Annotated in this window: 22 protein-coding genes and 1 other annotated feature; of the genes, 6 read left to right on the top strand and 16 right to left on the bottom strand. The window is 36.9% G+C overall.

Annotated elements, in window-relative coordinates; all coding sequences use genetic code 11:
- Window positions 1-115: 115 nt before the first annotated feature.
- From CLOS_RS04380 to CLOS_RS04350, 7 genes are all read right to left on the bottom strand, one after another.
- Window positions 116-1,072, bottom strand: a complete 957-nt coding sequence (locus tag CLOS_RS04380) for a threonine ammonia-lyase (RefSeq protein WP_012158707.1) — start codon at window positions 1,070-1,072, stop codon at window positions 116-118.
- Between the two features lie 12 nt (window positions 1,073-1,084).
- The gene (locus CLOS_RS04375; RefSeq protein WP_012158706.1) at window positions 1,085-2,446 is read right to left on the bottom strand and encodes a YjiH family protein; all 1,362 of its coding nucleotides are present in this window, start codon (window positions 2,444-2,446) and stop codon (window positions 1,085-1,087) included.
- A 193-nt stretch (window positions 2,447-2,639) separates the two neighbouring features.
- Window positions 2,640-2,886: a binding site (T-box leader), on the bottom strand.
- Window positions 2,887-3,155: 269 nt separating this feature from the next.
- Window positions 3,156-4,349: a coenzyme F420-0:L-glutamate ligase gene (locus CLOS_RS04370; RefSeq protein WP_012158705.1), complete on the bottom strand. Its 1,194-nt coding sequence runs from the start codon at window positions 4,347-4,349 to the stop codon at window positions 3,156-3,158.
- Between the two features lie 85 nt (window positions 4,350-4,434).
- Window positions 4,435-5,034: a uracil-DNA glycosylase family protein gene (locus tag CLOS_RS04365; RefSeq protein ID WP_012158704.1), complete on the bottom strand. Its 600-nt coding sequence runs from the start codon at window positions 5,032-5,034 to the stop codon at window positions 4,435-4,437.
- Between the two features lie 538 nt (window positions 5,035-5,572).
- Window positions 5,573-7,048: an aminotransferase class I/II-fold pyridoxal phosphate-dependent enzyme gene (locus CLOS_RS04360; RefSeq protein WP_041718985.1), complete on the bottom strand. Its 1,476-nt coding sequence runs from the start codon at window positions 7,046-7,048 to the stop codon at window positions 5,573-5,575.
- 43 nt (window positions 7,049-7,091) lie between these two features.
- A complete protein-coding gene (locus tag CLOS_RS04355) occupies window positions 7,092-8,306 on the bottom strand; it encodes an MFS transporter (RefSeq protein ID WP_198006326.1) in 1,215 nt (404 codons plus the stop codon).
- A 99-nt stretch (window positions 8,307-8,405) separates the two neighbouring features.
- Window positions 8,406-9,356 (bottom strand): VanW family protein, encoded by a 951-nt coding sequence (locus tag CLOS_RS04350; RefSeq protein ID WP_012158701.1) that lies wholly within the window; start codon window positions 9,354-9,356, stop codon window positions 8,406-8,408.
- 186 nt (window positions 9,357-9,542) lie between these two features.
- Between CLOS_RS04350 and CLOS_RS04345 the strand changes: the two genes are divergently transcribed.
- Window positions 9,543-9,956 (top strand): EamA family transporter, encoded by a 414-nt coding sequence (locus CLOS_RS04345; RefSeq protein WP_012158700.1) that lies wholly within the window; start codon window positions 9,543-9,545, stop codon window positions 9,954-9,956.
- Window positions 9,957-10,008: 52 nt separating this feature from the next.
- On the opposite strand, the gene CLOS_RS04340 is transcribed toward CLOS_RS04345, so the two are convergent.
- The 6 genes from CLOS_RS04340 to CLOS_RS04315 all read right to left on the bottom strand — a co-directional run bounded on the left by CLOS_RS04340 (window position 10,009) and on the right by CLOS_RS04315 (window position 16,563).
- Window positions 10,009-11,112 (bottom strand): DHHW family protein, encoded by a 1,104-nt coding sequence (locus tag CLOS_RS04340; RefSeq protein ID WP_012158699.1) that lies wholly within the window; start codon window positions 11,110-11,112, stop codon window positions 10,009-10,011.
- Between the two features lie 13 nt (window positions 11,113-11,125).
- On the bottom strand, window positions 11,126-12,529 hold the full coding sequence (locus tag CLOS_RS04335; protein WP_012158698.1) for an MBOAT family O-acyltransferase: 1,404 nt from the start codon (window positions 12,527-12,529) through the stop codon (window positions 11,126-11,128).
- Between the two features lie 71 nt (window positions 12,530-12,600).
- Complete coding sequence (locus CLOS_RS04330; RefSeq protein ID WP_012158697.1) at window positions 12,601-13,143, bottom strand: hypothetical protein; 543 nt, start codon at window positions 13,141-13,143, stop codon at window positions 12,601-12,603.
- Window positions 13,144-13,449: 306 nt separating this feature from the next.
- Window positions 13,450-15,075, bottom strand: a complete 1,626-nt coding sequence (locus tag CLOS_RS15220) for a sensor domain-containing diguanylate cyclase (RefSeq protein WP_012158696.1) — start codon at window positions 15,073-15,075, stop codon at window positions 13,450-13,452.
- A 21-nt stretch (window positions 15,076-15,096) separates the two neighbouring features.
- The gene (locus CLOS_RS04320) at window positions 15,097-15,906 is read right to left on the bottom strand and encodes an alpha/beta fold hydrolase (RefSeq protein ID WP_012158695.1); all 810 of its coding nucleotides are present in this window, start codon (window positions 15,904-15,906) and stop codon (window positions 15,097-15,099) included.
- A 351-nt stretch (window positions 15,907-16,257) separates the two neighbouring features.
- Window positions 16,258-16,563, bottom strand: a complete 306-nt coding sequence (locus tag CLOS_RS04315) for a winged helix-turn-helix transcriptional regulator (RefSeq protein WP_012158694.1) — start codon at window positions 16,561-16,563, stop codon at window positions 16,258-16,260.
- A gap of 113 nt (window positions 16,564-16,676) precedes the next feature.
- Here CLOS_RS04315 and CLOS_RS04310 point away from each other — a divergent pair, with 113 nt between their 5' ends.
- Window positions 16,677-17,111: a Dps family protein gene (locus tag CLOS_RS04310; RefSeq protein WP_012158693.1), complete on the top strand. Its 435-nt coding sequence runs from the start codon at window positions 16,677-16,679 to the stop codon at window positions 17,109-17,111.
- Between the two features lie 82 nt (window positions 17,112-17,193).
- On the opposite strand, the gene CLOS_RS04305 is transcribed toward CLOS_RS04310, so the two are convergent.
- Window positions 17,194-18,066, bottom strand: a complete 873-nt coding sequence (locus CLOS_RS04305) for a LysR family transcriptional regulator (RefSeq protein WP_012158692.1) — start codon at window positions 18,064-18,066, stop codon at window positions 17,194-17,196.
- Between the two features lie 121 nt (window positions 18,067-18,187).
- Here CLOS_RS04305 and CLOS_RS04300 point away from each other — a divergent pair, with 121 nt between their 5' ends.
- Together CLOS_RS04300 and CLOS_RS04295 are read left to right on the top strand one after the other, a co-directional pair.
- Window positions 18,188-18,766, top strand: a complete 579-nt coding sequence (locus CLOS_RS04300; protein ID WP_012158691.1) for a chromate transporter — start codon at window positions 18,188-18,190, stop codon at window positions 18,764-18,766.
- Entirely contained in the window at window positions 18,759-19,319 is a 561-nt protein-coding gene (locus CLOS_RS04295) for a chromate transporter (RefSeq protein ID WP_012158690.1), read from the top strand. The genes CLOS_RS04300 and CLOS_RS04295 overlap by 8 nt, the downstream gene beginning before the upstream one ends.
- 196 nt (window positions 19,320-19,515) lie before the next feature.
- Here the strand turns inward: CLOS_RS04295 and CLOS_RS04290 are convergent, their stop codons facing one another.
- Together CLOS_RS04290 and CLOS_RS04285 are read right to left on the bottom strand one after the other, a co-directional pair.
- Window positions 19,516-19,944 (bottom strand): hypothetical protein, encoded by a 429-nt coding sequence (locus CLOS_RS04290; RefSeq protein ID WP_012158689.1) that lies wholly within the window; start codon window positions 19,942-19,944, stop codon window positions 19,516-19,518.
- Between the two features lie 88 nt (window positions 19,945-20,032).
- Window positions 20,033-22,084, bottom strand: a complete 2,052-nt coding sequence (locus tag CLOS_RS04285) for a serine hydrolase (RefSeq protein WP_012158688.1) — start codon at window positions 22,082-22,084, stop codon at window positions 20,033-20,035.
- Window positions 22,085-22,266: 182 nt separating this feature from the next.
- Between CLOS_RS04285 and CLOS_RS04280 the strand changes: the two genes are divergently transcribed.
- Window positions 22,267-23,292, top strand: a complete 1,026-nt coding sequence (locus CLOS_RS04280) for a PLP-dependent cysteine synthase family protein (protein WP_012158687.1) — start codon at window positions 22,267-22,269, stop codon at window positions 23,290-23,292.
- Between the two features lie 94 nt (window positions 23,293-23,386).
- Window positions 23,387-24,769 carry an L-cystine transporter gene (locus tag CLOS_RS04275; RefSeq protein ID WP_012158686.1) on the top strand — a complete coding sequence of 461 codons (1,383 nt, stop codon included), beginning with the start codon at window positions 23,387-23,389 and terminating at the stop codon, window positions 24,767-24,769.
- Window positions 24,770-24,776 lie beyond the last annotated feature (7 nt).

The following is a 24,776-nucleotide window of genomic DNA, read 5'->3' as shown; positions in this document are numbered from 1 at the left end:
TTTTCCGATAATCTCCTGCTATTTTGTCACCTTGTTGATATTTTATGCATTTCCTAAATAATACAATCTTTATCATCTATATTTCATTAATTTCATATAAAGTTCAACTTAAGATTTAAGCTCTACTCATAATCTCTTTCATCAATGCCTCATCCATATTGCCCCCAGTAATGACCACAGCAACATTTCTACCTTTAAAAAGATCCCCCTTCTTTTTTATGGCCGCCACACCCACAGCACCGGCAGGCTCTGCTACTACCTTTTCCTTGGTGAGTAAGTGTTGGATAGCATCATAGATATCTGTTTCTTCTACGACGATGATATCATCAATGCATCGCTTGGACATTTGGTAAGGAATGTATCCAACGCCACCAACTAGGGCATCGCATATGGAGTCTTCCGTAGGATATACCTCATAAAACTTTTCATCTGCCATTGCTGCTACCATTGCAGGGCAAGCCGCTGTCTGTACACCTATAATTTTTATATTGGGGTTTACAGCTTTAGCAGCAATGCTAATACCAGTTATGATACCGCCTCCGCCGATTGGCACTAAAATCGTATCGATGGAAGGCTCCTCTTCCAATATTTCTAGTCCAATACTTCCCTGTCCTGCTATTACGACCTCGTCTGAGCAAGGATCAACAAAGATACCACCATGAGCCTGAATTCTCTCTACTCCAATTGCATGGGCTTCATCATAGTTTTTTCCAACTTTAACTACCTCAGCACCGTAGAACTCTATTTTTTCAATCTTGCTGTCGGGTGTGGTTTCAGGTACATATACTGTAGTTTTTTCTATCCCCATTAGCTTTGAAGCATAGCTTATGGCAGCACCGTGATTCCCAGAAGAAATAGCTACAATTCCTTTATTGATTTCATCTTGGGAAAGGCTTGTTATTTTACTAAAGGCACCCCTAGCTTTAGCACATTTCATTTTTTGCTGATTTTCCAGTTTGAGATATACCTTGGTATCTTGGTTACTTAAATACATAGATTGATCTAGTGGCGTTCGATAAACATAGGGACGTATTCTCTCGTGTGCCTTTTTGACATCCTCATAATGAATCATTTTTTCATCTCCTTAGAAAATTAAATGAGCAGCTATTACCACAATCGGCAGCGTAATCAAAGTTCTTTCCACGTAGATTATAAATAGCTCTAAAAAGGATATATCGATTTTGGAGCCCAATATTACAGCCCCCGCCTCAGACAAATATACCAATTGCGTTACAGAAAGTGCAGCAACTACAAATCGTGTCATTTCGCTGGGTATTGTAGAGCCAATCACTGAGGGTAGGAACATATCTGCAAATCCCACCATGATGGTTTGAGAAGCCTCTACTGCATTTGGAATTTTAAACAGTTCTAAAAGCGGGATAAATGGCATTCCCAGCCACTGGAACACTGGCGTTGTTTCGGCGATGATCAACCCTATGGTTCCAAAGGCCATGATTGCTGGTAGTACACCCAGCCACATATCAAAAACAGTTTTAAATCCATTGACTACAAAGTTTTTAACGTTGCCACTTTCTTCTGCCTTTTGAATTGCTAGATGTGCACCCCATTGTGTATTGGTAAATCCTTTTGGCACATCTTCTCCTAAATCCTTTTTAACACCATTATAATAGGTTTCTGATTTTTTGGATAGAGGTGGGATTTTAGGCATAATAACAGCTGCAACCATACCAGCGATTACTACAGTTAAATAATATGATCCAAAAAGGTGTACCAATCCTACTTGACTTATGACGACCAAGCAGAAAGTAATGGATACTGCTGAAAAGGTCGTTGAGATAATTGCGGCTTCTTTTTTTGTGTAATACCCTTCCTCATACTGCTTATTCGTTAAAGCAACACCGATGGTTCCATCCCCTACCCAAGAGGCAATACAGTCTATAGAAGAACGACCAGGCAACTGAAATAAAGGTCTCATGACAGGGGTTAAAAGTGCCCCTACAAATTCTAACAAACCAAAATCCGTTAAAAATGGAAGTAAGAATCCTGCAAAAAGAAACATTGCAAATAATGTAGGGATTAAGCTATATAAAATTAGTCCTCCGACATCTTCTGACCAAATCCATTCAGGTCCTATTTTGAAATATGCCATTGCTGCAAAAGCGACACCAAGGAGTCTCACAAGGACCCAGACTGTTGAAACATTAAAAATGCCCTTTAAGAAACTATTTTTTTCGATTATTTGAGGTTGAACAAGCTTATATACTAAAGTCGTGATTCCCGTAAACGCTATAAAACCTAATATAATTGCAGGCAATACAGATTCTAAGGCAGCAGTTAATTTTCCTGCTAGTAACGCAACCACGATGGTGGTTTCACCTTCATATTGAAACGGAAACATCAGTAATAATACCCCGATGATAGACGGTATTATAAATTTTAAATAATCATTAAATCCATACTTTTTCTTTACCACTGTATTTTTCATAGTATTCCTCCATTCTTATTAAAGCTCTATTTACTAGAGCATTATTTTAGATCGTAATTTTGTACCCATTCTCTCCTTTCTAATAAAACTGATTTGCTTACGCTTCCAAGATTTATGTCGGGCTCAACATTAGGGTTTACTTCGCAGTTGAAATATTCCAAATAAAAAAACTCCCATACCTAAGAAAACATTCCTTAGGAACGAAAGTAGATTCGCGTTGCCATCCTAATTTGCTTATATTTCACAATATAAGCCTCTTCAGGTACATCAAATATGGACTATACCTTATCACTATAACGGGTGAATCCGTTGCAGCCTTAGCATGTGCTTCGGTGCACGACTCCGAGGTCCTCTTCACTGTACAAAACTTTGTTCCCTTTCACCATCGGAACTCGCTGTATAAGCTTTCGTAAAGCTACTCCACTCATCACTGTCTTTGTATGATTACTTATAACATTGTATTATTATACATTATAATTTATAATTCCTTAAAAGTAAAGAGAAATTTTAACCTTATTGAAAATCTATCCGCTATCTATTTTATGCCATAAAAAATCCTGCCCCGTGATTTCATCAAGCCAGTTGAAGTTTTCATGGAAAACTAAGCTTAATCCTATCAAAAACCATCTTGAAGTTTTATTTTTCTAATATGCTATAGCTTCAAAAACGAAAGAGCTTCCATTTATTTTATGGAAGCTCTTTCAATCATCTATTGATTTGCATAGTTATCGAAGTATCCTTGAATGAAAACTACTGGCGTTCCTTTATCCCCACTACCACTGGTTAAATCACAAAGGCTTCCAATTAAATCAGTCAATTGTCTTGGCGTTGTTCCCAGACTCTCAAGAGATCCCATCAATTCTGAATTTTTATTTGCAATATAGTCCGTCATTGCACGACGAAGCTCGTCCCCGCTCAAATCAGCAAATTGATTGTCTGCTAAATATTTCAATTTCAATTCACTTGGAAGGCCTATGAGCCCATCTGTGTACCCTGGCGATACCACTGGGTCTGCTAACTCCCAAATCTTGCCTTGTGGATCTTTAAAGGCCCCATCTCCGTATACCAAAACTTCTATATTCTTACCTGTCGCTTTTTTAAGAGCATCTGCTAACTCCTCTGCAAATTTCTGAGAGTCCCGTGGAAATAATTTTACTGTCTCCTCTGTGGATTTGTTGGAGCCCAATAAGCCATACTGTGTATTATATCCACTACCCTCTACGCTTTCAGTTAGAATATCATCCAGCCCTAATATAGTTTCTGCCCCTGCATTTTTTAACAGTCGTTTGCTTCTTTGTCTGGAATGAATATCCGCACAAAGAACATGGGATGTATATTTCAACATATCTGTTGCATTATTTGAAAAAATAATCTCCACTTCGCAGTCTTCTTCCATAATCAACTCTTTATAGTACTTCACGTAGTCTACTTTTGTAAAAGGATGCTCGTTGCTTCCAAATAATTCTCTATACTCTTCTTCATTTAGTAATGTACTCCATGGATTAACGTTTTTTTCATCTAATTGATCCAGGCTGATCAAGTGGTTTCCAACTTCATCCGATGGATAGCTAAGCATTAGAACAATCTTCTTTGCACCTCGTGCAATCCCTTTCAAAACGATGGAAAAACGGTTCCGAGAAAGGATTGGAAAGATAATTCCAATAGTTTCATTCCCAAATTTATGCTGAATATCCTTTGCAATCTGATCACAACTTGCATAGTTGCCTTGTGCTCTCGCTAAAACAGCCTCTGTTACTCCTACTATATCTCTATCATGAACAGTAATATTTTCTTCTGCAAATGCTCCTAACAGGCTGTCTGTTACAATCTGTACAAGATTATCTCCCTGTCTGATAATTGGAGTTCTAATCCCTCTGGCTACAGTTCCTATTGTTCTTGACACTACATCCACCTCCATATATCTGTAAAACATACTTACTACTTATTGATTTTCTCATAAAAACTGTACATTGTAAAGGAATAATTGATTAAACCTTCAATACTCTATGAACTTTTTTTCGTATTTTAAAAATTCTGTCCGTCATAAATTCGGGATAATCTTTAAACCATTTCATATTTAATGGAGATGGATGGGGTAATATATAGGCAGTTTTTCCATTGATGATTCGATCTTCAAATACCAAGGATGAAAGTTTCTCTCCTGGGAAGAAAAATTCTGCTGCAAATCCGCCGATGAGGATATAGATTTCATTCTCCACCAGTTCCAGTTCTTTACGAAGCCATTGCTCTGCACATACTTTGGGTGGTCTTCGATCGCCACCTTTTGGATTTTTTCCTGGATAACAATGGGCTATGGAACCGATATAGAAATTATCAGGATTATAAAAGTCTTCCTCCGATATACAGTACCATTCATTCCGAAGTTTTTTTCCGCTGGCATCATTAAAGGGTCTTCCCGTTTCATGAACTTTTTTTGACGGTGCTTGTCCAATCTGCATAATCTTGGATCGGCGGTTTCCTTGTATTACTGGCTGTGGCTCAAACCCAAAGGTATCCTGACATAATCTACATTGCAGTATCTGATTCTGTAAAACAGTCAAAGGATGGTCATTCTCTTTTTCTACCATAGTTTCTCCACGCCCTCCCCTCCATTTGTTGCATATCCTGTAAATTTACTTTTTTCTTGCTGAAATAATCAGCATCATAGACCTACAAGGGTCGTCCTTTACTTCTATAGCCGTATTCAATAAATGTTCCCATGGCTGAGGCTCTACAACAACCAGTTAATTCAAAGCTGCCTCTATTAACCCATTTAGAAAAGTCGTCATAGTTCGATGATATTTCACCATAGGCTCTCTACCTTGGATCATCGTGTGGATTCTCTTTTCTTTATACTTCTCTCTTTTCTATTATTCGATGTATCCCTATTTATTATAACATTTTATATTTTATATACAAAGATTTGCTTTATAGGGACTATCGGTCTTCACTGATAAAAATACACACAATTATAATTCTATCCATGTAGATCTCTATTCCTTTTTTCTAAGAGCTGTGGATATGCTTTTTAAAATATAATTGTTGTGTATTTTTATCAATTCCTTCTATTCACTTCCTATAGAAATTGAATATGCCTTGATACAGCCTCCCTATTTCTAGATTGCTTTATAGAGGATACGACGACGGTTCCAATATGTGAATATATTCTAATGTCATATCCGTGTTTCCCTGTATATGGCATTTCTGGCTCCTTAACTCCTTTAAATATGCTATAATTTCTTTTGTTATTACCTCTCCCATACATAGGATTGGAATCCCTGGAGGATAGGCCATAATGGTTTCTCCTGAAATCATCCCAATGGATGCCTCTATTTTAACGGACTTCCTAGGGCTATAGAATGCTTCTCTTGGATACACCTTGGATTCTGTAAAACTGGGAACAGGAATGGGATTTTCAAAAGACCTTTTAGTGTTTTTAAAAGAAATATCTTTAAGCGCAGATATTAATCGCTCTAAATCCTCTTTTCGATCTCCTAAACTGATAATATTGAGAATATTGTACACATCTGCAAGCTCCACTTGAATATTATATTGTTTTCTTAATATATCTTCTATTTCAAAGCCGGTATACCCTAGATTCATTACATGAATGCCCAGCTTTGTGTGGTCAAAGTCAAAGCAACCAGGAGCTCCAACAAGATCTTCTCCGAAAGCATAGACGTGATTGATTTTATTGATTTCCTCTCGAGCCCAGTTAGAAATCTCTAAGGTATGGGAGAGCATTTTCTCTCCATTTAGTGCAAGTTGCTTCCGCGCTACGTCTAGGGAGCACATCAAGAGATAGGAAGCACTGGATGTATTCATTAAATCTAGTACTTTTCGTACTCTATCTTTCGGTATTCTCGGACCATTCAATAAAAGGATGGAACTTTGCGTTAAAGAGCCCCCTGTTTTGTGGATGCTGGCAGCACTCATATCAGCCCCGGCGGCCATTGCTGTCAAAGGAAACTGTCCATGAAAATACATATGAGGACCGTGGGCCTCATCCACCAATACAGCCATGTGATTTCGGTGGGCCAATTCAACAATTTTTCTTAGATCCGATGTATATCCGTAATATGTAGGATTGATGATAAAGACAGCTTTCGCATGGGGATGTTCTTCTATGGCTTTTAATATACTTTTCGTCGTAACACCCATTGCGATGCCTAACGCTTGGTTGATCTCCGGCTGAACATAGATGGGCTTTGCACCGCTTAAAATCAAGCCCGATAGCGTTGAACGATGGGCATTTCGTGGAATGATGATTTCGTCCCCCGGCTGGCAAGTGCTTAATATCATCGCTTGAACCCCTGAACTGGTTCCATTGACTAGAAAAAATGCTTCCTCCGATCCAAAAGCATCCGCATAAAGCTTTTCTGATTCTAAAATAACGCCTGTGGGGTTATTAAAATAGTCTAAGTCACTCATTCCGTTAACGTCCATCTTCAATGCCATTTCTCCAATGTAATCTCTGAACTCTAAGATACCACGCCCCTGTTTGTGTCCCGGTACGTGAAAAGGAGTAGGTTGAGTATTGATATACTCTTTTAATGCGTCAAATAAAGGTGTTCTATTTTGATTTAATTTCAAGCGATCCATCTCCTTTTACTTTTCATATAAAATGCTCATCCCTATATAGTATTCAATGGATCGAGAATTGGTGCGTTTTTCGCCGCCCTTTGCCCATCGCAAATAAATATAGGATGCAGACAAAGAGCAGTATAGCATTCAGCATAAAGATACGCTGCAACGAAAAAATATGGATAAAAACATAAGTGCATAATACACCAAACAATTGACCCACATTGCTAATTATATCGTTGATGCTGAAGATTCTAGCCACATAATCTTTTTGTGAAATTGTCTGAAGCTGTGCATTGAGAAGTATTTCAAAAAGACTGAGGGCGGTCCCCTCTAAAAGCTGCAATACCATAATTAAAATTACGGTTTTTATATTTCCATAAAAAAACCAACAGGTGGCAACAGTAAAAAAACAAATGAACACATAAGCCATCGGTCTTTTTCGGATTCGTCCATGCAATCCGAGAGATAACCCCATGGCAATAAATCTGGCGCCATAAAATAGAGAGATCATGATGGCCCACAACTCATTGGATACTTTTAAAAAGTCAAAGGCAAAGCTGTAAAAGGTCATATTGACCGATATGGTTCCTAGTGCTAGTACGGTACCTGTAAAAATCCAAAATTTAATTTCAGGCTGATTTTTAAAATAAGTAAAACCAGTAGCAATGCCACCATGAAATTTTAGCCCCGCTTTTTTTTCTTTCCGTTGTAAAAGAAGAGAGCTTTCTCTGGTCTCTACCAAAAAAAGAAGGAATGCAGATAGAAGAGAAGCACTGCTATGGATATAGAAAATGGTATGGATACCAAAGAATCGAATAATTAATCCCGCTAATACAGGGCCGATGACATAGGTAATACCAGAGATCCCACTTACGATAGAATTTCCAGCCATCAGTTCGTCACTTTTCAATATACTGGAAATCAGCTTTTTCTTAGAAGGATTGTATAGAATTTCTATGGCAGAGATCAGTAGCTTTAAGCAATAAATAGACCAAATTTCATTGCTGAAGATAAATAAAATTCCAACCAAAGACTTCCATACATCTAACACGATTAAAACGTATTTTTCATTCAATCGATCTCCTAAGGTCCCTGCAAAAGGAGATAACAACAGACTGCAAATTGGCGTTAGCACCATGGAAAATCCTGCCCATAATCCATTGCCAGAAATATTGACGAGGAGCGCTGTTACCGCAATAAAATGAAAGGCACCTCCAAGATTTGAGATGCCTTGACTTATAGAAAATATAAGAAATGAATAATTTTTATTCAATTTTTGTGTACTCCTTGAGGTACGAATCATAAACATAGCCCCTTACATAATCTTTATAGTTATTGTTATTATGTAAGGGATTAAAATATGTTGCTTTGATTAATTTTTTTCATAGACATAGGGCATCGGTTTATAAATGCTTTTTCCAAGTTGTTTTTTCTCCTGGGTTCCATCTTCTCTGAGTATGGTAACCCAAGATTCCACAGCACCACCATCCATTCCCTCTACAACCATTTTTTCAGTTCCCTGCGGTAGCTCTGGGTTCGTATTATAAATTTTTGGTGCTTCCGTGATATAAAGTGTCTCGTGGTGCCATTCCACTTTAGGCGATTTTTTACTGCCATAGAAACCAATATAAAGCGTATTGTCAATTCCCACGGACCATATCAATATAGGTGAATCCGTATTATTTTTAAAACGAATATCTTTAGCTCCATAAGCTACAGTAGCATCCTGTCCATAGGGAACGTATGGCACGGGCATGCCATGATTATGTCTCTCTACAATCTGCAAATCACTTAATATTGCTACATTGTACAAGGTTGAAGCAATTTTACATACGCCGCCCCCTTCTGTTGTCGTCACTTTTCCACCTATATAGGTAGGACCTTCTTGATATCCTCTCGCCTTGGTATATGGTCCAATCCTCTGGTTTTGAGAAAAAGTTTCTCCCGGCTGAATAACTGTTCCTGAAAGTGTTCGAGCTGCAAGATGAACATTGTACTCCTCACCAGGCAATGGATCTAATAGAATGGTACGAAATGCCCCCATTAAGATTGGTGTGTTGTTTTTGACCAATGACTCTTGGAAATCTATATCATCTTCCCAAGGCAGGACAGAGATGGGTCCAGAATTTGTTTTGGCATTGAGTCCGCCATTCTTAGCAGGCTCATTTTCAGTATTGGGTTTTATGGGCGTATATCGAGCTGTATATTGGGATGCTTTATTTTCATTTTCTTCAGGTTCCTTTTCTAGCGGTTTCTCAGAACTGCAAGAAACAGAAGTAATACTGATAACGAGCATTAAAAAAAAGATATATAATCTTCTCACAAAAACACCTCCTTACGATATTTTGGATCATATGAACCTTCAATATTCAGGTTAATTTAGGAAGGAAATTTCAACAAAGTATTCTTCAAGTCTTTTGTTTGGTGATAAAAGATTTTTTCTTCGCATAAATTAATAAAAAGCTCGTAAGGCTAGCATCAGAGTTTTACATACAGGAGGAGTAAATGAATGGTCATCTTATTATCACTGATCGGTATGGTTTGCTGGGGAATTGCTCCTGTTTTTGCAAAAATAGGTTTGAAAAATATCGATCCCTTTACAGGTTTAGTGTTGAGAAGCTTTATTACCTCAGGAATCATTGCACTCTATACCAGCTCAGGTCATCCCATTATAAAATTTAAAGATATTACGATTTATGGGTTATTATTCATAGGGCTGGAAGCCATTTTTTCAACTTTAGTTGGAGATATTGCCTACTATGCTGCCATAAAAAAAGGCAACGTCTCTCTTGTTACGATGGTTATGTCCGCATCTCCAGTAGTCACTTTAATTACTGCAGCATACTTGCTGGGTGAGCAAATTACCATTACTAAAATCATTGGTGCGATGCTGGTGATCTTAGGTATTGTACTGATCGCATAAAAAGGCAGATCCATTGATAAAAACCAAGGGATCTGCCTTTTTATAAGTTTTATTATTTTAACATGGAACTAGAGTTTAAGATGGCAGTGTTGTAGATAAAGAGCACGTCCTGATCCTTAAATGTTACGTAATCACCGATTAAGTCACTTGCAATGTAACGAATATCAATCAAGGTTACCTTGGAATATCCCTCCAATAAAAGTGGCGCAATACTGCTTCCGAAGGAGTCCCTGAATATGATCAATTCTTTATTTGTTGTTGCCTTGGGATTATCGATGTTCAAAAGTGCTGCTGCTCCAGATAAATACACATCGTAAGGATCATTTCCTTGAATTTTCTCTAGATCGTATACCGAAGTAGTTTTTTTAGTCTCTTCATTATATACGGTACTGCCCTTAATGGCAGAATTTGTAAGGTACCTCAACTTATCCGGTTTCATAGGCAGAGCGGAATGCCCATAATAAACACCATAGAAAGGTGATTCTACTTCCACTATTTTGTATGCTTCTTCGTTCCTTTCAATTCCCAATGCATTCCCGATTCTATCCGCTACCTTCTCCAAATTTTCCTGTTTCCAATGAGTATCTGTTTTGTAATAGTCGTCGATTTCAAGAATCTCTGCGATAGAGATATGCTCTGCAAAGTCTGTACGCTCCTCCATTATTTTAAAAAGCTTATTGTAGTCCATGGAAGGATATCCATTTGCCTCCGATAAAAAATATCCCTTATCTGGAATAATGGTCAGATAAGCTTTGATATCGTGCTCCTTCATATATTTTTCATAAAGATATTGAAATTTATCTCCTGCCTGTTGAACAGAGGCTTCATTCAATGGATATTCCAGCTTTACAGCATAACCATCCTTCATATAGATATCGTTGTTATCCATCTGTCTGAATAGATAAAATCTGGTATAGGCTTTGATTTTGCGAAATAAAAAGCGGTTTGGAAATTGGTCCTTCGCATATTTTTCGAAATCCTCCATAAAATCTGCTGTAATCAAACTTCTGACAGTCAACTTAGGGAATTGAGTCAATTTTCGTCTTTCATTGATGGACATTTTACTAGCTGGCGTCATCCAAGAAAGGAGTACGAATGCGAACCAAATTAATCCCACTGAAATAACTACAACCCGATTCATTAATTTCTCCTTCATACATACGCCCTCCTTAGAACCTGAAATATAGAAATGGATTAAACGAAGCATCGATCAGATATGCTGTTGTCAATAGGAGTAACCCTATATACAAAATCGGCTCTCCTATGCTCAGTACCATTTGCCCTGCAGTTGATTTACCCATGCGATTTACAATTCTTTTAGGCAAATCTGTGCTTCCTACCATGGCCACAGCCAATACCATGCCATAGCTTTTGAGGTAATAGAAGGACTGTATACCAGCAAGAGGTAGACCGTTCATCCCCAACATAGAGCGAATTCGTTCCACTGCTACACTCAAAGCAGGCGCATCAAATATAACGAAGCTGATGATTACAAGTAGCATCACGTATATATGAGAAAAGAAATTCGGTATTTTTTCTAGAATATTACCGAGCCATAGTTTTTCTACCATTAATAATATGGCAAACAATACGCCCCAAATAACAAAATTCCACGCCGCCCCATGCCATAGCCCTGTCATTAACCATACAAAAAGGATATTGAATAGCCATCGTAGCTTTCCGACACGGTTGCCACCCAAAGGAATATATAGATAATCTCTAAACCAAGTTCCTAAGGACATATGCCATCTACGCCAAAATTCAGTGATGCTTTTCGATATGAAAGGATAATCAAAATTCTCTAGAAAGTCAAAACCAAAAAGTTTACCCAGACCAATTGCCATATCACTGTATCCAGAAAAGTCGAAGTAGATCTGTAGGGTAAAAGCCACTGCATAGAGCCAGTAGAACAATATATTTCTTTCTGGAGAATTGATAAAAATGCTACATAACGCTCCCAATGTATTGGCAATAAGAACTTTCTTAGAAATACCCAGTAAAAACCTTCGAATCCCCCCTCGAATATATGCCATACTGTGCTCCCTATGTTCAAGGGCTTGGACGATGTCAACGTATCTTACAATGGGACCAGCAATTAGCTGTGGAAAAAAAGCCACATAAGTGGCCAATGCTACAAAACTCTTCTGTGCCTTCGTGTTTTTTAAATACACATCAATGGTATAGCTTAATATTTGAAAGGTATAAAAGCTGATCCCAATAGGTAGTGTCACTTTTAACAACGGAATTCTCAGACCTGTAGCAGCATTGATATTTTCAATAAAAAAGTCTGCATATTTAAAATAGCCAAGCATTCCTAGAGAAAATACTACAGAAGTGATGAGGTATATTTTCCCCCACAAAGAATCTGAGTATTTCTCTATCAATAAACCTAAAATATAATTCACCAGTATAGAAATTCCCATAAACAAGATATACTTTGGTTCTCCCCATCCATAGAAAATAAGAGAAGCAACCAGCAATATGCCGTTTTTATACCTTCTTGGACTGATGGAATAGATCACAATCACGATTGGTAAAAAATAATATAAAAATGTTATACTTGAAAATACCATCCTCTCACCCCGTGGTCACCCGCTATTTTCTTTATGATTCCCTATTTTTTTCTGTGCTGATCTTCCATCCATTATTTAGATAATTTAAGATCAAAGTCCGCTCCCACAATTTCTCTAAAAGCATCCACAAGTTTTTGAGAAGTTACAACATCCTCCATAGCTGATTCAACCATTACAAGTAATACAACATCGTTGTAGGTAACGATTTGAAGATCATCAGCTTCAACACAGATCCACTTACGCTGATCTATACCTTCTAACATGCTTTTTGCGACCGCTTCTGCATCAGTTGCATTTTTGACACGAGCAAGTACAAGAGAATACGCCTGAGAGCCAATCATAGCTTCCGATACTGCCGCTTCTTTTATTTTAGAAGCATCCTCAAGGCCCATGTAATATTTAGGGCTATTCTCGTCATTTAAGTCAATTTCCTTATTTTCTACACGTAAATCCACACTTTCTTTTTCATAGATTTTTTCTATGATTGCAGATAAATCGCCTTCTAAAGCTGGCTTATCCTTGCTGCCGCCGGTACCATCGGTCTTGGTGCAGCCCACAAAAGATGCCATCAGTACTGCTACTAACATACATATTGATATTATTTTCTTTTTCATTATAATTCCTCCATTTATACTAAATTAATATATTTTTTATCAGGCACATATTCTTAAGAACTGAATCCCATTCTTAAAATACTTTATAGACACACTCCTTTCTTTAATTATTGCTCTTATTCCTTAAATTATTGCATCCTTTTTTCCTGACTTATCTAATTAGACGCAGATACGGTTATTTTAGTTCCATATTTCCATTTTTTGAAAAAAACCTTAATTTTTGTACAAAAAATAAAATTGCGTAGGAAGAGATCTACGCAATTTTAGAATTTTTATTTACTTTACAATTAAATTTATCCGTACGGTTCACTGGTTACTGCATATCACACGGTTACGACCCCTATTTTTTGCATGGTATAAAGCCTGGTCTGCTCGCTTATACCAATCTACGAAGAGCTCTGACTTAGCCCGTTCTGCAGCACCAATGCTAACTGTTTGTCGTCCTGTAATAGGATATTGATTGTTTTCAATAGCCATTCGTATCTTTTCAAGAACGATTTTTGCGTCATCGATATTTGTCTTTTCCATAATAATAACCAGTTCTTCTCCACCATAGCGCACTAAAAGATCTGTACTTCGTATAACCCTTAATATAGTTTTTGCAGTATGCTTCAACTGTTCATCACCAACGGGGTGACCCCAAGTGTCATTGACAAGTTTGAATTGATCCAAATCTAAAATTGCCATTGTCATCGGTTGATCTTCCGCTTCAGCCTTTTCTATTTCATTTTTTAAATAGGATACTAGAAAATGTCGATTATAGAGGCCTGTGAGTTCATCTCTAACGGCAATGTTTAAAAGTTGAGCCTCTTTTTCCATTTTTTCCGTTACATCTCTTGCAGAAGAGTAGGTATATCTTCCAGCCACGAACTGTCTGTACCATTCAATACATTTGTAGGCTCCATCTTTGCATTGATAGCGATTTGTGAAAACGGATATCTCCTCACTATTGCAAGAATTTCGAATTTCCTCAGAAGTTGCTAGAATATCTTCCGGATGAACAAATGATAGAAAATTTTTCCCTATAATATCGTCTGAAGTATACCCTAAAATCTTTTCAAACTTTTTATTAATCTTGTGAAAATTTCCATTTTGGTCGATAACGCAAAGCATTTCCATATTGATATTTAAAAAACTATCAATTTCCTTCTCTTGAAGATATTCTTTAGTGATATCTCTAAATGAAAAAACAACACCTGAAGTCTTACCATCCATAGACACTATGGCGCCCACTGTTCCAGAAATATATTTCTCAGTGCCATCTTTTGAAATTAAAATTAGCTGATCGAAGGTTTCTTTTTTCTTACCGCTTTTAAGAAGCTCCGGAACAATATCGGATCTTTTTTCCTTACTGGTACTACTGATACAATTTAACACCTGATCAATTTTTTTGCCTAGTGCCAGTTTTTTAGACCAACCAGTATATGCTTCAGCTAAATCATTGATAATCGTAATAGCACCCTCGTTGTCCGTTACGATTAATCCTTCATTAATTGAGAATAGTGTTGTTTCGAATAGCTTTCTAAGTTTATTTTCAGTAATATATGCTTCTTCTAATCTTTCCTTAATATCTTGCAGCTCTTCCTCATAATCGTCACGCTTATCAGCCCTTACAATAACGCAATCCACGGTTTCACCTTTGTTATTTTCACCCATGTTCCCAATTAAAAGCACAGACATTTCTTCCTTGTTTTTATTTTTAATCGTTAGGTATAGTTCATCGATTCCGCCCTTTAGACAAACTTGCGGAAAAAATAAGGAATGAAATATAATCTTGCTGGCAAGGGACAAAAATGACTCAAAATGCATTTCCAATAAATCTTCATGGCCGTAACCCGTCATTGCTAAAAACGTATAGTTCACTTCTTTGATAATACCCTGAGGCGTTAATTTTATATAACCACAAGGTGCAAAGTCCATTCTATTATCCATATTCGATTCCTCTTATCCAAATTATACTAAAATACGTTCTATATAATCCAGTATTACCATCGATGTTTCCTTTGGAAGACTCAATTGAGGGTAATGACCTTTTACTTCCATAACCTTTAATACACTATCTTTTATTCGTTCATTTATATAATGAGCTGCTTCAATTGGTACAATACTATCCTCTGAACACTGAATGATTAGGGAGGGCACTGTCACCTTCGCTAAATCCACTCTATGATCGGATAGAAATGTTGCTTCAGCAAAGTTTCTCATGATGATCGGATCTTCTGCGTGAAACGTTTCTTCAAGCTTCTTGGCTAAGTTCGGCTGTTCTGGTGCATTCATTAAATCTGCCGCATTGGCAGAGGCCCATCCAATAAAGTTCCTCTCCATTATTTTAAGCAATGCACGGATATCCCTTTCGTTAAATCCACCATAATATTCTGGTAAGTCATTCATATATCTTGCAGACGGTCCAATCATGATTAAGGCCTTAAAGAGTTCTGGTTTAGCAATAGAAGTAAGAAGCCCAATCATGGAACTGACAGAATGCCCTACGAAAATAATAGAATCCGTATTTAAGACCTCTAGAATTTCAGATAAATCCTGAGAATATCCATGTAGGGTACGATAGCGTTCTCTATCGTATGCAAAAGAATCCGATTGACCAGATCCTACATAATCAAATAAAACAACCCGAAAGTTCTTTAAAAAATAGGGCACCATATCTTTCCATATTTTTTGAGAACAGCCAAATCCATGACCAAAAACCAATGTCTGCTTTCCCTCACCCAATATTGTTACATTATTCCTCACCAGAATATCCTTCACGAAAACATCCTCCTATAAAATATATTATTCTTGTACTGATTCATATTCTACTATCATCTTAGGATCTAACACATTATAATTTTAGACACCCTATGCATGCCTGCCTTGCGTCCTCTTATTATACATGCTTCGGTACAATATTGCCATAATGATCCCAATAATCTATAGGATTAAACCGTTCTTTTCTACGGTAAGCTCTGCTCATCCAAATTTGTTCATTTTCAGAAATTCTGGGATCCTTTCCTTTGCTTCTTTCTGCGTAGCCTTCATTAAGATATCATTTATATTACTGGAGGTAATCTGCTAAAATCCTGTAATTCCAATTACTATATCTCATCTTTTTATATCGTCCTAAAAATTCTGTACATATTTATCCTCTAGCTCCTCTAAATGGTAAAATATATGAATTAAATCTTTACCAAAATCAAGTAGCATGTACTGGGTGCCCTGATTTTCTACTTGCTTATGAATCACTTGTCGATCCATCAATATAAATAATTTTCGATTTAATTCTGTATGACTCATATACGGAATACTTTTTAAAATATCACTGTATCGGTGGTTTCCAAGATCGATGGATTTTAATATTTCAGGAACCCATCTCAGCTTAATTAAATCCTGTACAATTTCAAATCCACTGGACACTTTATTTTTCATTTTATCACCTCTACGAACAATTTTGTCCCTTTTTGTTATCTTTATTGTATCATATAATATAAGTAAACAGAGCACAATATAAAGAAACTATAAAAATTCTAAGGAGGGATTTTATGAAACACTTAGATTTATTACAGCGGTATTTATCAAACTTAGCTGTACTAAACGTAAAGTTCCACAATATTCACTGGAACGTTGTAGGAAACCAATTTATGCAGATTCACAACTTTACGGAAGAAGTTTATAACAAATTTTTCGAAGATTTAGACGAAGTTGCAGAGCTGTTAAAGATGAAAAATGCAACCCCACTTTCTACGATGGCCGAATATCTAGACAATGCAACCGTAGAAGAGGTCAAGGCAAAAGACTTTTCAATTAAGGAATCTTTAGAAGTGGTGAAAAACGATATGGTATCCATGAAAGAATTAGCATTGGAAATCAGAAATATGGCTGATGAAGAAAACGACTTTGAAACAGTTGCAGTCTTCGAAGGATACGTTGCTTACTTTAGCAAAAATATTTGGTTCCTCAATTCTATGCTAAAATAAGGTTGATTCAAAATAATTTCAGAAATAGCTGGCGGAGAATTTTCTTCGTCAGCTATTTTTATAGAGTTTATTATCCTTGAACTTATTTATTTTTGATTATTTCAACCAAGGCTTTAAAGCTCGTTGTTTGAAATTTATCCTTATGAAATACTATATGGTTCATGTTCACTAACTCAAAATCTTTTACTTTGATCTCTACTAATTGACCGCTAGCAATTTCTTCCGCTACTAAAATTTTAGGCAATACACTGATTCCTAAATTTTGTTTTACTGCTTGAATTAGTGCTTGTGAATTGGTACTCGTCCAGTTTGGATTGACACTTATATTATGAAGAAGTAAAGCACTATCAAAAACATCCCGAATTGCGCTTCCTTTTTCCCGAAGTAGCAATCTTTCTTGTATCACCTGATTGATATCTATGGGTCCTTGCTGGGCAAATTTGTGCTTTGGCGAGCATATCATTACCAATGGATAGGAGGAAAATGGAATTTTTATCAACTCCTCATTATAAATAACACCCTCGATTAAGGCTAAGTCAATTTCATTATGTTCTAGCATCTCTTCGATTTTTCCAGCGTTTCCAACGATAACTTTTGTTGGCGTATTTTTATACATTGTTTCAAATTCTACGATGGATTTTGGCAAAATAAAATTTGCAATTGTTATGCTTGAGCCAATTCGAATCGTTGCATTCTCTTCCAATTCCTTTACATTTTTCTCTAAATCTTCGTATAACTCCAGTAGCGTTATTACCTTTTTTAGAAACAATTTACCGGTTTCATTTAAATAGATTCTTCTTGAAATTCGATCAAACAGACATACTTTTAAATGATCTTCTAATTCACTGATGGCATTCGACACTGCCGGTTGTGTCATAAATAGCTTTTCTGCTGCTTTCGTAATACTCTCTTCTTCGCATACAACTTTAAAAATACGTAAATGTCTAATTTTCATATGGAGCTCCTTTTTAATAACCATTTGGTTATATATTTCATAAAATTATACTATTATACCTATCTTGAATCAAGGTGTATACTAATCGTGTTGGCATTTAAAGTTATGGAGGTATTTTCCTATGAATATAAAAAAGTTTAAACGATATGGCTCGCTTTTCAAAATCACATTTTCTATCAGCGCTTTTACTTTCGGAGGTGGATATGTTGTGATCCCCATGATGCGTAAGTATTTCGTCACTGATTTGGAGCTCTTTAGTGAGAAAGAATTGTTAGACATGGCTGCCATCGCCCAATCAACACCGGGTGCTATTGCAGTGAATATTGCTGTATTGATAGGGTATCGTATTGCTGGAATTACAGGTGCCGTTATTAGCTGTCTTGGGACAATCTTGCCACCTTTACTAATATTATCGGTCATATCTTTTTTCTATAAATCTTTCCGGGACAATCGGATTATTTCTGCAATATTAAAGGGGATGGAAGCAGGTGTCGCTGCTACTATTGTGGACTTGGTAGTGGATATGGTTCAAGGAATTTTAAAAGAAAAAAATTGGTTATTTACATTCATGGCTCCTACTGCATTTATAGCCAGTTTCTTCTTTAAGGTTCATGTCCTATTTATTATTCTTTCCTGCTCTTTTTTATGTTTTGTGCAAACTTATATGACAAGGAAAGGAGGAACGACGCTCAATGACTAAAAATATACTTACATTATTTATCGCTTTTTTACAGATCGGTTCATTCAGTATTGGTGGCGGATACGCTATCATTCCCCTCATCCAAGAGCAAGTGGTGAATTCTTACAATTGGCTGACCCTCCAAGAATATACGGATATTATCACAATCTCCCAAATGACACCAGGACCTTTGGTTGTGAATACTGCTTCTTTTGTAGGAATACGACTGGCTGGTATCTCTGGGGCAGTTGCGGCCACCTTAGGAAGTATTCTAGCAGGATTTATTATTTCTATACTCTTATACAAATTCTTTCACAAATATAAAAATATCCATAGTATTTCCAATGTATTAAAGGGGCTACGCTCCAGCTCTGTCGGGTTGATTGCCTCTGCTGCATCGACCATTATTCTAATTGCCTTTATTGGTAGTGATTCCTTAGATTCTAAAGGAACCAGCGTCAACATTGCCGCAATCATTATGTTCACACTATCCATGTTTTTATTGAGGAAATATAAATTAAATCCCATGCTAATTATAGGGTTGACTGGTGCTGTAGGTCTGTTTATTTATTGATACCCCCTACTGTCTGCTACATTTTTTACGACCAGTGATTGCTTAATATACCGGACTACTTTGAGGAAACAGGGGCTCGTTTTTAAAATTATCCAGGAATGTAAAAAGGATATATCATAGACACACAATATATCCTTTCTTTTTAAATTTTATTGTTTACAAAAAACAAATGACCTATAGATCGTCTCTGTATACTCTATGGGTGACTTATAAAAACATTAGCAATCTCTCCATAATATTCATTGAGTTTTACTATAACTGAGGTATCGGGAAATTTTGCGTTGTCTTTATTTTCACTGGTATGTTTGATTATGATTCCTCTGCCGTAAGCTTCGTCTGGAACAACTTCTAAAATTTTAGGTAGACTGCCTTCATTCACTATAAAATACACATATCTTTCTTTTCCTAAGTCAAATCCTCCACTAGCGTTGTAACCTTCATTTGAATAATGCTTTGGGTTACGCTCTTCATGCCATCTCATTCTTTCTTGAACTTCCTTCGGTGCATTTTCAAAGGAAATGATTTCATAGCTCAATTCCTTATTTTCTTTTCCACTACAGCCTATAAAAAACAAAGTGCTATAAATTATTAGAATCATCCCTAAAATAATATGCTTCTTTCTCACAATATCACGCCTCCATATCAAATTATTTGGCAATCTTAGATATTTAGGTAATACTTTGAAGTGGAATATTGAACCTAAGAATCCTTTTTTATTTTCTATGAGCTACTTTTTCATAGGCCCCTTGTTGATAGTATAAGCTATTTACTGCACCATTCTCTTCAACAATAAAATCCATACTGGCATCCACTACCATGAGCTCAAACTTCGTCTGAGAAATTGGACTCAGTTCCATGGTTCCTTGCCCTGTTGGTGTTAAATACAGGATTCCATTTTCTAAAGTAATCTTTAGATCAAATCCTTCTTCTAGTTCATAAACACCTACATAGTTCTTTAATATTTCTTCTTCTATGACAACTTCTTCTTTTTCATATCCTTCTTTATATCCTTTAAAATCCATTCCCATTTGGGTAAACACAATTTTATGGGCGATGCCGTCCTCACCCAATTCAAAGATCATATGTGCATCCATGATTTTAGTGAAAAATTGATGATTTCCTTTTGAGAATATCTCTACGATCTCTTGTTCATCCACTTGCAGGAAAAGCTGATCTTCTTCTACAAATACATCCATTACCATGTTGTCCATGTTCAGTGGATTCAACACATTGTATCGCCCTATATATCTTTCATATTCCTTCGGGTTCATCTCTATTGCTTCTGGCAGTTTAGGAATTTGGTTGTCTTCTATATTTCCCCCATTTAAAATAACCTCTAAGGCTGCTGCAATTTCATACACCTTCTGTAGCCTTCTATTGGCTAATATAACGATGGTGGTATCCTTGTCTACATGCTTGCGAGAAAGTGCTGAAAACCCTAAAGTTGATCCATCATGTTGATAGAACTGTCCCCCTTGGTCTTCCCCCACCATCCAGCCGTAAGCATATTGTAGTCCACCCATTTCCGCATGGCCTTTAAACAATTTCTCTTTCGCTGCCTTGGATAGAACTGTTTCTCCTTCTAAAGCTTCATTCCATCGATATATATCCTCTACCGTAGAATATACGTTTCCTGCGCCATAAGCATTTTCTAAGAGGGGTTGGTCATCAACCTCATAAGTTTCTACATACCCTTGATAAGGCGTAGCAATATTAAAGCCTGGACGCTTTCCATAAGAAACACCCGTATTTTTCATTCCAGCTGGTTCAAAGAAATGATGGTGGAAATAATCTTCCATGGTCTCTCCCGATACTTTTTCTAAAATCATTCCCAATAAAATATAGTTCGTATTATTGTATGCAAATCGCTCACCCGGATTGAAAATTAAGTCCATATCCTTCACTAGATTTACGATTTCCATTGGTGTAGATTCTGTGAGCTCATAGAATTCTAACAATTCTGTAGCATTGACAAGACCGGATGTATGGGTCAATAAATGATGAATTGTAATTTTATCACCATGCTTTAATCCTGCTACATATTGGCTGACCTTATCATCAAAATTTAAGAGACCCTTCTCTTCTAGTTGAACGATTCCAGCACCTACAAATTGCTTCGTGATAGATCCAATTGCAAATTTAGTTTGATTGTTATTTCTTATCCCAAGAACTTCATTACTATATCCGTAGCCATCATTTAATAAAATCTCATTTCCCCTTGCCACCAATACACTGCCTTGGAAATTTTGATTCTCTGTATATATTTTCATAAAATGCTTTAGTTTATTTTTAAGGGCTTCATCTTTAGACTCTGTAAAGATCCCCTCCGTAGATGGTCTTTTCTCATCGATGGATATTTTGGTATAGCCATTGCTGAAAGCCACAATATTCTCTAAGTAATTGGAGAATAAATCGATTCCTACGTATACCCGATCTTCCTTTACTACAGGAAGATGGTATAGGGTAAGTGCTCCACCATTTAAGACGATCTCATTTGAATCTACATATAATTTTAAACTTTCGTTATTTCGGGTTAAATCCACAGCACGACGATTTTCATCCCATTTGACCTCGTAACCTATTTTCTCTCCGATTTCCCTTAGGGGTAAGAATATACTATCCTCCCAAACAAATGGCATATTTTTCGGTTCATATGCTTCGTTATTAATCTCTAATGGAAATGGACTGAGACCATTTACCATCAATGGATTTATACTGGTAACAAACAGCATAATTATCAGTATTATGGGTAATTTTTTCTTCATTGGATATTACCTCCTTTTTATGTGGTTGATCATACTATATCACATGGGTTCTTCCTCCACAATAAAGCTTTTTTCCTAAATAAAGGTATAATAAATATCTTTATTTCGTTATAAACATTAAATAATGGGTAAATGTTATTTAAATGAATATTCAGAATTATTCTTCATAAAGGAGGGCTACGATGAGTACAACCATCATCCAAGATCGTATTAAAGAATTGAGAGGTTTGATCGGCAATACACCTTTGCTCGAAATTAAATTTAAATATAAAGGTGAAGAACGTCGAATATTCGCTAAGGCAGAGCACTATAATCTGACAGGTAGCATTAAAGACCGAATGGCGATCCATGTTCTCAGTCAAGCTTATTTAAATGGTGAGATTCAACCGGGAGATTTAATTGCGGAGGCCACTAGCGGAAATACGGGCATCTCTTTTGCTGCAATCGGTAGTGCGCTCGGTCATAAGGTCACAATATTTATGCCCCAATGGATGAGTGCGGAGAGAAAAAATCTAATCAGAAGCTATGGCGCAAATATCCAATTAGTTAGCCATGAACAGGGCGGTTTCTTAGGCAGTATCAAAATGACGGAGGATTTTGCAAAGGAAAACAGAAATGTATTCCTCCCCTGTCAATTTTCTAATGAATATAATGTTGAAGCGCACTATCGAACCACCGGTCCAGAAATTTGGCATCAGCTTGAACAAATCAATCTAAAGCCGGATGCTGTGGTTGCAGGCGTGGGTACAGGGGGCACCATCATGGGGCTTGGGAAATACTTTAGAGAAAAGGACCCGAATATCAAGGTTTATCCATTAGAACCTTCCAATTCCCCTACATTAAAAACTGGCTCTAAGATTGGCATACATAGAATTCAAGGTATTTCAGATGAATTTATTCCCCCCATAGTAAAGCTGGATCAATTAGATCCCATCATCGATGTTGATGATGGAGATGCCATCATTATCGCTCAAAAACTATCTGCTACATTGGGCTTAGGCGTTGGTATTTCTTCCGGTGCAAATTTTTTAGGTGCTCTTTTAGCCCAAGAAACTCTAGGAAAGGACGCTATCGTTGTTACAATCTTTTCCGATGATAATAAAAAATATCTGAGCACCGACTTGATGAAGAGTGAACCGATCAAAGAAGATTTTCTTTCTACAGAGATCGAACTGTTAGATTTAAAATGTCATCTTGCTCGCCCTTAAGGCTAAAATTTTTATTTAAATCGTGGTGGTTCTTATCATTTTTTTATAATTTAGGCGATATGTATATAGAAATAAAATCAAAAGGAGTGAAGTTATGAATACAACGGTTCTCGTGATTCTCAATATTATGATCATGGCTGGTCTCATCTATGGCTTGCTATTTTTAAAAAAGAGAAATGTTTCCTTCACCACAAGAGTTCTTTTAGCCATGGGGATCGGTATCCTTTATGGAGCAGCCTTACAAATCCTATTTGGCTCAGCGTCCGATGTCGTCAAAGAATCCAATGCATGGTTTAATATCATTAGCAATGGATACGTTCGACTACTTCGAATGATCGTAATCCCGCTCATTTTTGTGTCGATTACAAGTGCCCTCATCAATCAAGAATCTAAAAACCTAGGAAAGATGGCAACACAAATCATTGCAATCCTTGTTATTACAACTGCAATTGCAGCTTTTGTTGGTGCTACCACATCCAGTGTATTTAAGCTAGATGCAACGGGTATGCAAATCGGCCAAAGTGAAATGGCCGCCGGTGAAAAATTAGAAACTAGACTAGAGGATTTTAAATCGAAACCGCTTCAGGAACAAATCGTAGAGATTATACCGACCAATCCATTCTATTCCATGACAGGGCAAGGTAGTTCCTCTACTCTATCCGTTGTTGTATTTGCTTCATTTGTATCAATTGCGGCTATTGGCATCCGAAAGTCAAAACCGGAATCGGCAGTGTTTTTTTCTAATTTGATCAAATCTCTTCACGATGTGGTCATGCGAATTGTCACAATGATCTTAAGAATGACACCTTATGCCGTATTGACATTAATGGCGAGAATGGTATCCACAAGTAACTTTACTGAAATTCTCAGATTGATCAATTTCGTAATCGCTTCTTACGTTGCATTATTCATCGTATTTGTAGTTCACCTTATCATTCTAGCAATCTTTGGCATCAACCCAATAACCTATATAAAGAAAGCTGCAACGCCTTTAATGTTTGCATTTAGCTCTCGTTCCTCTGCTGGTACACTACCCATCACCATTGAAACTCAAATAGACAAAATGGGTGTTCCTAGCGGTCATGCAAATCTTTCCGCTTCTTTGGGAACCAGTATCGGTCAGAATGGTTGCGCTGGTGTATATCCAGCAATGCTAGCAATCATGATTGCACCTACGGTTGGTATCAATCCAATGGCTCCAGCATTTTTAATCAAGCTCATCATCGTAACAGCGCTAGCCTCCTTCGGCATCGCAGGTGTTGGTGGGGGAGCTACCTTTGCCGCTTTAACAGTTCTCTCCGCAATGGGATTGCCTGTTGGTTTGGTTGGGCTCTTAATCGCCATCGAACCACTCATTGACATGGGCAGAACCTTGGTCAATGTCAGTGATTCCATTGTAGCAGGACTCGTTTCCAGTAAACTTATGGGAGAACTTGATATGGAAGTTTATAATAGCGAAATTAAGATAGAAAGTTAGGAGGTTT

Origin of the sequence: Alkaliphilus oremlandii OhILAs, assembly GCF_000018325.1 — a bacterium.
Taxonomy (GTDB): Bacteria; Bacillota; Clostridia; order Peptostreptococcales; family Natronincolaceae; genus Alkaliphilus_B; species Alkaliphilus_B oremlandii.
This window is presented reverse-complemented; position numbering and strand designations above follow the sequence as displayed.

Coding starts and splice junctions, on each gene's coding strand:
- CLOS_RS04380 (WP_012158707.1), bottom strand. CDS start 1,072: ATGATTCATTATGAGGATGTCAAAAAGGCACACGAGAGAATACGTCCC.
- CLOS_RS04375 (WP_012158706.1), bottom strand. CDS start 2,446: ATGAAAAATACAGTGGTAAAGAAAAAGTATGGATTTAATGATTATTTA.
- CLOS_RS04365 (WP_012158704.1), bottom strand. CDS start 5,034: ATGGTAGAAAAAGAGAATGACCATCCTTTGACTGTTTTACAGAATCAG.
- CLOS_RS04360 (WP_041718985.1), bottom strand. CDS start 7,048: ATGGATCGCTTGAAATTAAATCAAAATAGAACACCTTTATTTGACGCA.
- CLOS_RS04345 (WP_012158700.1), top strand. CDS start 9,543: ATGGTCATCTTATTATCACTGATCGGTATGGTTTGCTGGGGAATTGCT.
- CLOS_RS04340 (WP_012158699.1), bottom strand. CDS start 11,112: ATGAAGGAGAAATTAATGAATCGGGTTGTAGTTATTTCAGTGGGATTA.
- CLOS_RS04335 (WP_012158698.1), bottom strand. CDS start 12,529: ATGGTATTTTCAAGTATAACATTTTTATATTATTTTTTACCAATCGTG.
- CLOS_RS04330 (WP_012158697.1), bottom strand. CDS start 13,143: ATGAAAAAGAAAATAATATCAATATGTATGTTAGTAGCAGTACTGATG.
- CLOS_RS15220 (WP_012158696.1), bottom strand. CDS start 15,075: ATGGATAATAGAATGGACTTTGCACCTTGTGGTTATATAAAATTAACG.
- CLOS_RS04315 (WP_012158694.1), bottom strand. CDS start 16,563: ATGAAAAATAAAGTGTCCAGTGGATTTGAAATTGTACAGGATTTAATT.
- CLOS_RS04310 (WP_012158693.1), top strand. CDS start 16,677: ATGAAACACTTAGATTTATTACAGCGGTATTTATCAAACTTAGCTGTA.
- CLOS_RS04305 (WP_012158692.1), bottom strand. CDS start 18,066: ATGAAAATTAGACATTTACGTATTTTTAAAGTTGTATGCGAAGAAGAG.
- CLOS_RS04300 (WP_012158691.1), top strand. CDS start 18,188: ATGAATATAAAAAAGTTTAAACGATATGGCTCGCTTTTCAAAATCACA.
- CLOS_RS04295 (WP_012158690.1), top strand. CDS start 18,759: ATGACTAAAAATATACTTACATTATTTATCGCTTTTTTACAGATCGGT.
- CLOS_RS04285 (WP_012158688.1), bottom strand. CDS start 22,084: ATGAAGAAAAAATTACCCATAATACTGATAATTATGCTGTTTGTTACC.
- CLOS_RS04280 (WP_012158687.1), top strand. CDS start 22,267: ATGAGTACAACCATCATCCAAGATCGTATTAAAGAATTGAGAGGTTTG.
- CLOS_RS04275 (WP_012158686.1), top strand. CDS start 23,387: ATGAATACAACGGTTCTCGTGATTCTCAATATTATGATCATGGCTGGT.